Raw genomic sequence first — 714 nt, forward strand, 5'->3', positions numbered from 1 at the left:
GCTTTTGAATTAGGAAACACTTTACCTATATTATGTTTAACATCCTTATTTACTTTTGATGCCGTAATTTCTCCAAGCTCTGTCGGTCCATAATAATCATATACTTGAATACTTTTTGTTAAATTTGATATTAATGATGTTGTTACAGCTTCTCCACTAAAATAAATTTTACTAACATTATTAAATTTTATCTCTTTACTAAGTAGTTCATATTGAGATGGAACAACATGTAAACTGTTCACACATCCAAGTAACCTACTAATCTCATCTAGATCAAAGTGCTTTCTAGATATATATATTTTCGCTCCAAATACTAAATGTGTAAATATATCTGAAACTGAAACATCAAATATATAATTTGTCTTAAATAAGTAAATATCTTTTTCTGTAATATCACTAAAATCAGACATATAAATAATACGAGTAGATAAACTATAATGATCAAGCATCACCCCCTTAGGTAATCCTGTGGTACCACTTGTATATATAACATAAGCAAGATCTTCCGCTCTGCTATATTTTATTAAGTTTGTTACTTCTTCTTTGTCATATACTGTTTGACTATCTTGCTCATCTATTGATACAAGATCTATATCAGTTATATCTTTCAGCCTTTGTTTAATATGACTTTGTGTAATAATTAACTTAGCTTCTGTATCAGATAGTATATGTTTAAATCTCTCTTGTGGATATTCAGGATCCATCGGCACATAA

General features: G+C 28.4%; 1 protein-coding gene. It reads right to left on the reverse strand.

The window, feature by feature from the left end:
• Positions 1–714 (reverse strand): AMP-binding protein (locus FTPG_RS09470; protein ID WP_155105189.1); only part of this gene is annotated, 714 nt, incomplete at both ends.

It is taken from the genome of Francisella philomiragia subsp. philomiragia ATCC 25015 (assembly GCF_000156715.1).
Lineage (GTDB): Bacteria > Pseudomonadota > Gammaproteobacteria > Francisellales > Francisellaceae > Francisella > Francisella philomiragia.